The 7,795-nt window shown below is 73.8% G+C and carries 8 protein-coding genes; 7 read left to right on the top strand and 1 reads right to left on the bottom strand.

From position 1 onward, the window contains the following. The first annotated feature begins 12 nt into the window (after positions 1 to 12). The 4 genes from ACF09K_RS30140 to ACF09K_RS30125 are packed head-to-tail and all read left to right on the top strand — an operon-like array spanning position 13 to position 3,017. Positions 13 to 255: a phosphopantetheine-binding protein gene (locus ACF09K_RS30140; protein ID WP_392248480.1), complete on the top strand. Its 243-nt coding sequence runs from the start codon at positions 13 to 15 to the stop codon at positions 253 to 255. After that, entirely contained in the window at positions 252 to 1,523 is a 1,272-nt protein-coding gene (locus tag ACF09K_RS30135; RefSeq protein WP_392248479.1) for a beta-ketoacyl synthase N-terminal-like domain-containing protein, read from the top strand. The genes ACF09K_RS30140 and ACF09K_RS30135 overlap by 4 nt, the downstream gene beginning before the upstream one ends. A 1-nt stretch (position 1,524) precedes the next feature. Further along, the gene (locus tag ACF09K_RS30130) at positions 1,525 to 2,301 is read left to right on the top strand and encodes a thioesterase II family protein (protein WP_392248478.1); all 777 of its coding nucleotides are present in this window, start codon (positions 1,525 to 1,527) and stop codon (positions 2,299 to 2,301) included. Continuing rightward, entirely contained in the window at positions 2,298 to 3,017 is a 720-nt protein-coding gene (locus tag ACF09K_RS30125; protein WP_392248477.1) for a PIG-L deacetylase family protein, read from the top strand. Before ACF09K_RS30130 ends, ACF09K_RS30125 begins: the two co-directional genes overlap by 4 nt. Positions 3,018 to 3,067: 50 nt before the next feature. Here the strand turns inward: ACF09K_RS30125 and ACF09K_RS30120 are convergent, their stop codons facing one another. Beyond that, positions 3,068 to 3,466: a DUF3224 domain-containing protein gene (locus ACF09K_RS30120; RefSeq protein ID WP_392248476.1), complete on the bottom strand. Its 399-nt coding sequence runs from the start codon at positions 3,464 to 3,466 to the stop codon at positions 3,068 to 3,070. A 158-nt stretch (positions 3,467 to 3,624) separates the two neighbouring features. Here ACF09K_RS30120 and ACF09K_RS30115 point away from each other — a divergent pair, with 158 nt between their 5' ends. The 3 genes from ACF09K_RS30115 to ACF09K_RS30105 all read left to right on the top strand — a co-directional run bounded on the left by ACF09K_RS30115 (position 3,625) and on the right by ACF09K_RS30105 (position 7,698). Then, entirely contained in the window at positions 3,625 to 5,091 is a 1,467-nt protein-coding gene (locus ACF09K_RS30115; RefSeq protein ID WP_392248475.1) for a class I adenylate-forming enzyme family protein, read from the top strand. A 453-nt stretch (positions 5,092 to 5,544) separates the two neighbouring features. Beyond that, positions 5,545 to 6,150 (top strand): TetR/AcrR family transcriptional regulator, encoded by a 606-nt coding sequence (locus ACF09K_RS30110; RefSeq protein ID WP_392248474.1) that lies wholly within the window; start codon positions 5,545 to 5,547, stop codon positions 6,148 to 6,150. A 360-nt stretch (positions 6,151 to 6,510) separates the two neighbouring features. Further along, positions 6,511 to 7,698, top strand: a complete 1,188-nt coding sequence (locus tag ACF09K_RS30105) for an NAD(P)/FAD-dependent oxidoreductase (RefSeq protein ID WP_392248473.1) — start codon at positions 6,511 to 6,513, stop codon at positions 7,696 to 7,698. The last annotated feature ends 97 nt before the right edge of the window (positions 7,699 to 7,795 follow it).

The raw sequence follows: 7,795 nt of genomic DNA, 5'->3' as shown, positions 1-7,795 counted from the left end.
GAGAACAGCGAGATGGACGACAGCGACATCTTCGAGGCGGTCCGGCGGAATCTGGGCGTCGTGGTGTACGACCTGGACACCTCCACCGTCACCCCCGACGACAGCCTCGCCGAGCTGGGCTGCAACAGCGTCGACCGGGCCGAGGTGGTGACCCTCACCATGGAGGACATGGGCATCAGCGTGCCCGTGATGGAGTTCCAGCAGACCCGGGACATCCGCTCGCTGGTCGCCCTGCTCGCCCGGCACTCCGCGTGACCCCCGGCGGCGGCGTCGTGGTCACCGGCCTCGGCGTGCACTGCGCGGCCGGCGCGGGCCTGGCGGCCTTCACCGACGCGCTGCGGGCCGGCCGCAGCGCCCTGCTGCCCGCCGCCGACCGGGACGCCGACTCGCCCGGCGCGCCGCTGCCGCCCCTCGACTACCCGGCCCTGCTGGCGGAGCGCCGGGCCCGCGGCGCATGGGTGCCGGCCAAGGCGGCCCGGACGGCGGCCAGGTCGCCGCTCGGCGTGCAGGTCTCCGTGCTGACCGCCGCCGAGGCCTGGGCGCACGCCGGGCTCGCCGAGGACGCCCCGCCGCCCGAGCGGCTGGGCCTGGTCGTGGCCGGCAACAACCTCAACGGCGCGGGTGCGCACCGCGCCGCCGACCGCCACCGGGACCGTCCCGCCGCCGTCCCCGGCCGGTACGCGCTGCACATGCAGGACACCGATCAGGTCGGCGTGGTCAGCGAGGTCCTCGGCATCCGGGGCGAGGGCTGCACCGTGGGCGGCGCGTCCGCCAGCGGCAACGTCGCGCTGATCACCGCCGCCCGGCTGCTCGACGCGGGAGCGGCGGACGCCTGCCTGGTGCTCGGCGCGCCCACCGAACTCGCCCCGGTGGAACGCCAGGCCTACCGCGCGCTGGGCGCGATGACGCCCGCCGCCACCGGCGCCGACACCGACCGTGAACCGCCCTGCCGCCCGTTCGACCGGGCGCACCGCGGCTTCACCGACGGTGTCGGCGGCGCCGCCGTGGTGCTGGAGACCGCCGCGGGCGCCCGCCGCCGGGGCGCGCGGGTGCTGGCCCGGCTGGCCGGGCACGCGCTGCGGCTGAGCGGTACCAGCCTCGCCGACCCGAGCGAGCAGGTGGAGGCCGCGGTGATGCGCACCGCCCTGGAGCGGGCCGGAGTCGCCCCCGGGCGGCTCGGCTACGTCAACACGCACGGCACCGCCTCGCCGCTCGGCGACCGCACCGAGGCCGCAGCCCTGCTGCGGGTGCTCGGCCCGGACGCCCCCGCGCTGGTGAACGCCACCAAGGCCCTGACCGGGCACTGCCTGAGCGCGGCCGGGGTGGTCGAGGCGGTCGCCACGCTCGCCCAGCTGGGCGGCGGCTTCGCGCACCCCAACCCGTGGCTCACCGACCCGGTGGAGCCCCGGCTGCGGTTCACCGGCACCGCCGCCGTACCGCTGGCCGCCGAATTCGCGCTGTCCAACAGCTTCGGCTTCGGCGGCTTCCACTCCGCCGTGGTCTTCGCCACCGAGGGGGTATGACGTGAGCGGGACCGAGGCGGAGCTCCGGCTGTTCTGCCTGCCGCACGCCGGCGGCGGCGGCGCGTTCTTCCACCCCTGGCGCGCCGCGCTCGCCCCCGGCGTCGAGGTCCGCCCGGTGGTGCTGCCCGGCCGGGAGAGCCGGATCCGCGAGCTGCCGTACGTGACGATGGAACAGGCGATCGGCCCGCTGGCCGAACTGCTCGCCCCCCGACTCGACCGCCCCTACGCCCTGTTCGGGCACAGCATGGGTGCCGCCGTCTGCTACGAGCTGGCCCGGCGGTTCGTGGCGCTCGGCCTGCCCGCCCCGGTGCGGCTGTTCGTCTCGGCCCGCCGCGCCCCGCACCTGCCCGCCCGCCGCGCCTCCTACGCCCGGCTCGACGACGCGGCCTTCCTCGCCGAGGTGTCCCGGCTCAACGGCACCCCGTCCGACGTGCTGGAACAGCCCGACCTGGTACGGCTGTTCCTGCCGACCCTGCGTGCCGACTTCGAGCTGAACGACACCTACACGCCACTGCCCGGGCCCCGGCTGGACTGCCCGATCTCGGCGTTCGCCGGGCGCGACGACCCGGAGGCCGACACGGCCGAACTGAAGGCATGGGCGCAGGTCACCGCGGGAGCGTTCCGGTTCCGCGCGTTCGACGGCGACCACTTCTACCTCAAGGATCACGCGGCCGGCCTGCTGGACGAGATCCGGGCGGACCTCGGCCTCCGGCCGTCCGCGTCGACGAACCGTCGATCGACGAACCCTCAGCTGCCGACCGAAGGAGTGTCCCGATGACCGTCGAGGACCTGCAGAGCCTGCCCGACGACTGGAACCGCGCCCTCGCGGTGGTCGCCCACCCGGACGACATCGAGTTCGGCACCTCCAGCGCCGTCGCCGCCTGGACGGCCGCCGGGAAGAGCGTCTCCTACCTGCTGGTGACGAGGGGTGAGGCCGGCATCGACGGCCTCGCCCCGGCCGAGTCGGCGGTGGTCCGCGAGGCCGAGCAGCGGGCGAGCGCCAAGATCGTCGGCGTCTCCGAGGTCGAGTTCCTGGACCACCGTGACGGCGAGATCGCGTACGGGCTCGGCCTGCGCCGGGACATCGCCGCCGCGATCCGCCGCCACCGGCCCGATTTCGTGCTCGGCTTCAACGGCCGGGAGACCACCTCGACCGGCAAGTGGAACACCCCTGATCACCGGCACACCGCGCACGCCCTGCTGGACGCCGTCGGCGACGCCGGCAACCGGTGGATCTTCGAGGACCTCGGCCTGGAGCCCTGGGGCGGTGTCACGTACGTGGCGATGGCCAACTCCCCGCAGCCCACCCACGCCGTCGACGTCACCGACCACCTGGAGACGGGCATCGCCTCGCTGGAGGCGCACCGCGCCTACCTCGGCGGTCTCACCCCGCCCGTCACCAGCGTCCGCGAGCCGATGACGGCCTTCGCCGAGCTGGTCGGCGAGCGCTTCGGCGGCCGCCCCGCGGTGGCCCTGGAGATCATCGCGCGCTGAACGCGGAACGTCCCCGCACCGGCCGTCGCCGGTGCGGGGACGGCGTCGTCTCACGGCAGCCGGTACTCCAGGCGGAAGTACGCCTTGCCCTCCTCGTCGTGGCCGAAGGCGCAGGTGCCGCTGAGGCCGGTCAGGCCGCCGGTGCCGGAGTTCGGGACCACGAAGCCGATGCTCTGCGGCTCGTCGGCGCCCATCGACGCGCCGTGCTGGACCACGAAGGTGCCGGAGAGTCCCGCCAGGGTGGCGACGATGTGCTCGGTGGAGACGTATCCGGCCGATTTCTCGTCCGGCCGGCAGCACAGCAGGACCGCTTCTCCGGTGCCCTCCACATCACCGTGGAAGACGCGCTTCACATCGGCGCGGATAAGCGGCGGACCGTCCGCGGGCTCGAAATAGTTGGATTCTTCCCAGGAGGATGTCTCCCACGCGGAATTGGCAATCCGAGTCATGATCAGCTCTCTCCGGTCGGTCCGAAAAAACGCGTACGGGTTCACCAACCTCTCGACGGTATACCGCAAGGCACTCCGGCAGTCGCGCAATTCTGAGCAGATAAGGGGACAGCGGCTTCGTAGCGTGGGATTTCCAGCCCTGCGGTCGAGGAGCCGACGTGGAACGAGCGAGCACCGTGGTCCGAGTCACCGATCTGCTGCGCCGGCGGGCCGAACGGTATCCGGACCGTATCGCCCTCAACATCGACGGAACCGACGCGCTGAACTACGGCGACTGGCAGCGCCGGGTCGACCGCACCGCCCACGGCCTGCTCGCCGCCGGCGTCACCAAGGGCCGCCGGATCGGCCTGCTGTACGGCGGCATGGACTGGACCGACTACGCGGTCGCCTACCTCGCCGTGCTCGGCGTCGGCGCCACCGCCGTCCACCTCGGCGACCGGCTCGGCGAACCGGAGATCGAACGCCGGCTCGCGGAGTGCCGGGTCGCCGGGGTGATCCACGGCAGCACGCTGAGCCCGCCCGCGAGCTTCACCGGCTGGAGTGCCGAGGTCGCCCGACTGGACAGCGGCGACGAGACGCCGGTCGACGTGCCGCTCGCCCCCGAGGACATCGCCGACGTGCTCTACACCTCGGGCACCACCGGGCCCGCCAAGGCCTTCACCAACCCGCACGGCAACCTCACCTTCGGGCGCGGCCCGGAGGGCCTGCTGCAGTTCGAGAACCCGACCCCGCTGCTCGCCCCGATGCCGCTGGGCACCACCTCCAGCGCCACCACGGTGGCCATCATCGCGGTCACCTCGCCGTCCGCGCTGGTGCTGGCCGCCGTCGACGACGTGGAGCGGATGGCCGAACTGATCAGCCGGCACCGGATCGGCTCGGTGATGATCACCCCGTGGATCGCGATGCGGATGCTGGCCGCCCGGCTCGGCGAACGCCACGACCTCAGCTGTGTCGAGCGGGTGGCGATCGCCTCCGCCCCGCTCGCCCCCGCGCTCAGCCGCAGACTGCTGAAGCTGTTCCCCGCCGCCGAGCTGAACACCGCCTACTCGCAGTCCGAGGCCGTCCCCGCGGTCGTCGTCAACACCTTCGACCCGGCCCGCCCCCACACCCTCGGCCGGGCCGCCCGCGGCAGCGAGGTCCGGATCGCCGACGCCCTGGGCGCCGAACTCCCGCCCGGCGAGGTCGGCGAGATCCAGTTGCGCTCCGCCGCGCCCGGCCGCCGCTACCTGGACGCCCGGCGTGACGCCGAGGTGCGGATCGACGGCTGGATCCGCACCGGCGACCTCGGCCACCTCGACGAGGAGGGCCGGCTGCACCTGTTCGACCGCGGCAGCGACGTGCTCGACAACGGCGCGGGGGCGCGGGTCTCCTCGGTGGCCGTCGAGGCGGCGCTGTACGAGCACCCGGCGGTCCGCGAGGCCGCGGTGGTCGCCGCGGGCTCGGGCCCGGCCGCGGTGGTGGTACTGGAGGACCCGGCCGCCGCCGGCGAACTGCCCGCCTTCCTCGCCGGACTGCTCGAACCGCACCAGCTGCCCGTCCTGGTCGAGGTCCGGGAGTCGCTGCCGCGCGGCATCACCGGCAAGGTGCTCAAGCGGATCCTGCGCCAGGAACTCGCCGACCGGTAGCGGGCCGGACACCCCGGGTCCCGCTCCGGTTCCGCTCACCGGGACGGAGGGGCGCCCCCGGCCGGGCCCGCGGGGCCGGACCCCTCGGGGTCCGCCCCGGGCGCGGCCGGCGTCGCGGGGACGCGGATCGGCACACCCGCGATGCGGGCGGGTGTCGACCACCCGGGACGGGTTCCCGCTGGAGATCCCGGCGGCGCTCCGGACCCGCGGCAGGGCGACGCGCGCGACGGTCGCGGCGGGCACCACCATGAGACGCGCGACGCCGATCACGGCGGGAGCCGTGCCGCCGCGGCGGCCGCACCGTGGCGCCGAGGCCGTCAGGAGGGAGGCGTTCAGCTCGGGCATCGCACTTTCGATCTTCGATAAGGTACTGCGCAGTTTCCTATAGTGAGACCCTACCGTGCAACAAATTGGGAACGCAACAGTTCACTTGTCGCTCGGATGGGGGATGCCATGACAGCTGACGCCCGGTCACTCACGGCCGCCGGTACGCCGATCCGGCGCCGGGGAAAGGCCCTTGAGCAGGCCATCTTCGACGCCGTGATCGAACAGCTGGCCCACGTCGGCTACGCGGGCCTGACCATGGAATCGGTCGCCGCCACCGCGCACACCGGCAAGGCCGCGATCTACCGGCGCTGGTCCAACAAGGCCGCGCTGGTGGTCGACGCCCTCGACGACCGGCTGCCGTCACCCGACGAACTCCCCGAGGGGGCCGACGTCCGCGAGGACCTGATCGAGCACATGCGCGAGAAGGCCATGGTGCTCAACTCCCCGGTCGGCCGCGCCGTGCAGAGCCTGCTCGCCGAGATGGACCGGGACCGGCCGTTCATGGGCATCGTCAACGACCGGGTGGTCGCCCCCCGCCAGGACGTGTTCCGGCGGATCCTGGAACGGGCCGCCGAACGCGGCGAGGTCCGCCGGGGCTCGATCAGCCCGCTGATCATCGGCATCGGCCCGGCCATGCTGGTCCAGCGCTTCCTGGGCGACCCCTCGCCGGTCCCCGACGAACTGGTGGTCTCCGTGGTCGACGACCTGATCCTGCCGCTGATCCGCCCCTAGGGTGTGTCTGACCATTCCCGTCGGGCGCGCGACGCCTGGCACGGCTCCCCCACGCTCGGCTTCGCTCGCGCGGGAGGGACCCCCACCGCCGCGTTGTCGGACCGTCCGAGTACATCCAGTACACGGGCGATCCTCCGCCTTGCGATGCTCCCCCACTGCCCGAACGGTGTGGGAGGTGCCCCCAGCACCAGACGCCGCGCGCTGATCCGACGCGAATTGTCAGACATGCCCTAGCCGCCGGTCGCCGCGGGGCACGCTCAAAAGTGGGCGGCCCCGAACTCCCGGGCCGCGTACGGTCGGGCCCGCAGTGGGCGCAGCGCAGACGGCGCGGGCCCGGACCGCTGCGGGAGGTGGCTCGTCGTGGAGTGGGACGTGATCGTGGTGGGCGCGCGATGCGCGGGCGGGCCGACGGCCATGCTCTTCGCCCGGCAGGGCTACCGGGTCCTGCTGCTCGACCGGGCGGCGGTGCGCACCGACACCCTCTCCACGCTGTACATCCAGCAGCCCGGCGTGTCCCGCCTGGAGCGCTGGGGCCTGCTGGACGCCGTCAAGGCCACCGGCTGCCCACCGCTGGACCGGACCGTCTACGAGATCGACGACGTCCGCCTGGCCGGCTGCGCCGGACCCGACGGCACGGTGCACGCCTCCTACGCCCCCCGCCGCCACTTGCTGGACGAGATCCTGGCCGAGGGCGCGGTGGCCGCCGGCGTCGAGTTCCGCGACCGCTGCGGCGTCAACGAGCTGCTGGTCGAGGACGGCCGGGTGGTCGGCGTGCGCTGCACCACCCCCGGTGGCCGGCCCACCGTCGAACGCGCCCGGCTGGTGGTCGGCGCGGACGGCATGCGCTCCACCGTCGCCGAGCTGGCCGGCGCCCGCACCACCGTCGAACACCCGCGGCTGACCTGCGCCTACTACACCTTCTGGGACGGCCCGAAGACCGACTTCGAGCTGTACGAGGGCGAAAGCGGCTGGGTCTCCGCCGTCCCCACCAACGACGCGGTGCTGATCTCCGCGTACTTCCCGCAGGACCGCTTCGAGGAGGTCCGCACCGACGCCTTCGCCGCCTACCGGGAGGGCGTCAAGGTCAACGCCCCGTCCCTGTTCGCGCAGATGGAGCGGGCCGAGCAGACCGAACGGCTGCGCGGCACCGGCGACCAGCGCAACTACTTCCGGGAGATGTCGGGCCCCGGCTGGGCGCTGGTCGGCGACGCCGCCCACCACAAGGACTCGATCACCGCGCGCGGCATCGGCGACGCCTTCCTGCAGGCCGAGCTGCTGGTCGACGCGGTCGCCGAGGGCCTGCACGACGAGGCCCGGCTGACCGCCGCCCTGGAGGCCTACGGCACCGAAGTGGTCCAGCAGTTGACGCCCCCGTACCAGGGCACTCTGCTGGTCGCCCAGGCCGACGCCCGCGAGAAGCGCCTGGCGCTGCTGCGGGCGGTCAGCACCAGCGAGGACCTCACCCAGCGGTACTTCGACACGGTGGCCGGGGTCCGCCCGGTCTCCGAGCTGTACACCCCCGAACTGCTGGCCCTGCTCCAGGGCTAGGGGCGTTTCGAACGGCCCCGGACCGCTCGCCGTCCGCCTTGCCCGAGTCGGATGCCGGGAACGCGCGCGTGGTTTTCGGCGGGCCAAGTCCCGAACA

This window comes from Streptomyces sp. NPDC014882 (assembly GCF_043081325.1).
GTDB lineage: Bacteria > Actinomycetota > Actinomycetes > Streptomycetales > Streptomycetaceae > Streptomyces.
Note: the sequence above shows the minus strand (reverse complement) of the source record. Positions and strands in the feature narration are given on the sequence as shown.

Excerpts from the sequence above, each read along its gene's own strand:
- ACF09K_RS30120 (WP_392248476.1), bottom strand. The coding sequence starts at position 3,466 with ATGACTCGGATTGCCAATTCCGCGTGGGAGACATCCTCCTGGGAAGAA.
- ACF09K_RS30125 (WP_392248477.1), top strand. The coding sequence starts at position 2,298 with ATGACCGTCGAGGACCTGCAGAGCCTGCCCGACGACTGGAACCGCGCC.
- ACF09K_RS30110 (WP_392248474.1), top strand. The coding sequence starts at position 5,545 with ATGACAGCTGACGCCCGGTCACTCACGGCCGCCGGTACGCCGATCCGG.
- ACF09K_RS30140 (WP_392248480.1), top strand. The coding sequence starts at position 13 with ATGGACGACAGCGACATCTTCGAGGCGGTCCGGCGGAATCTGGGCGTC.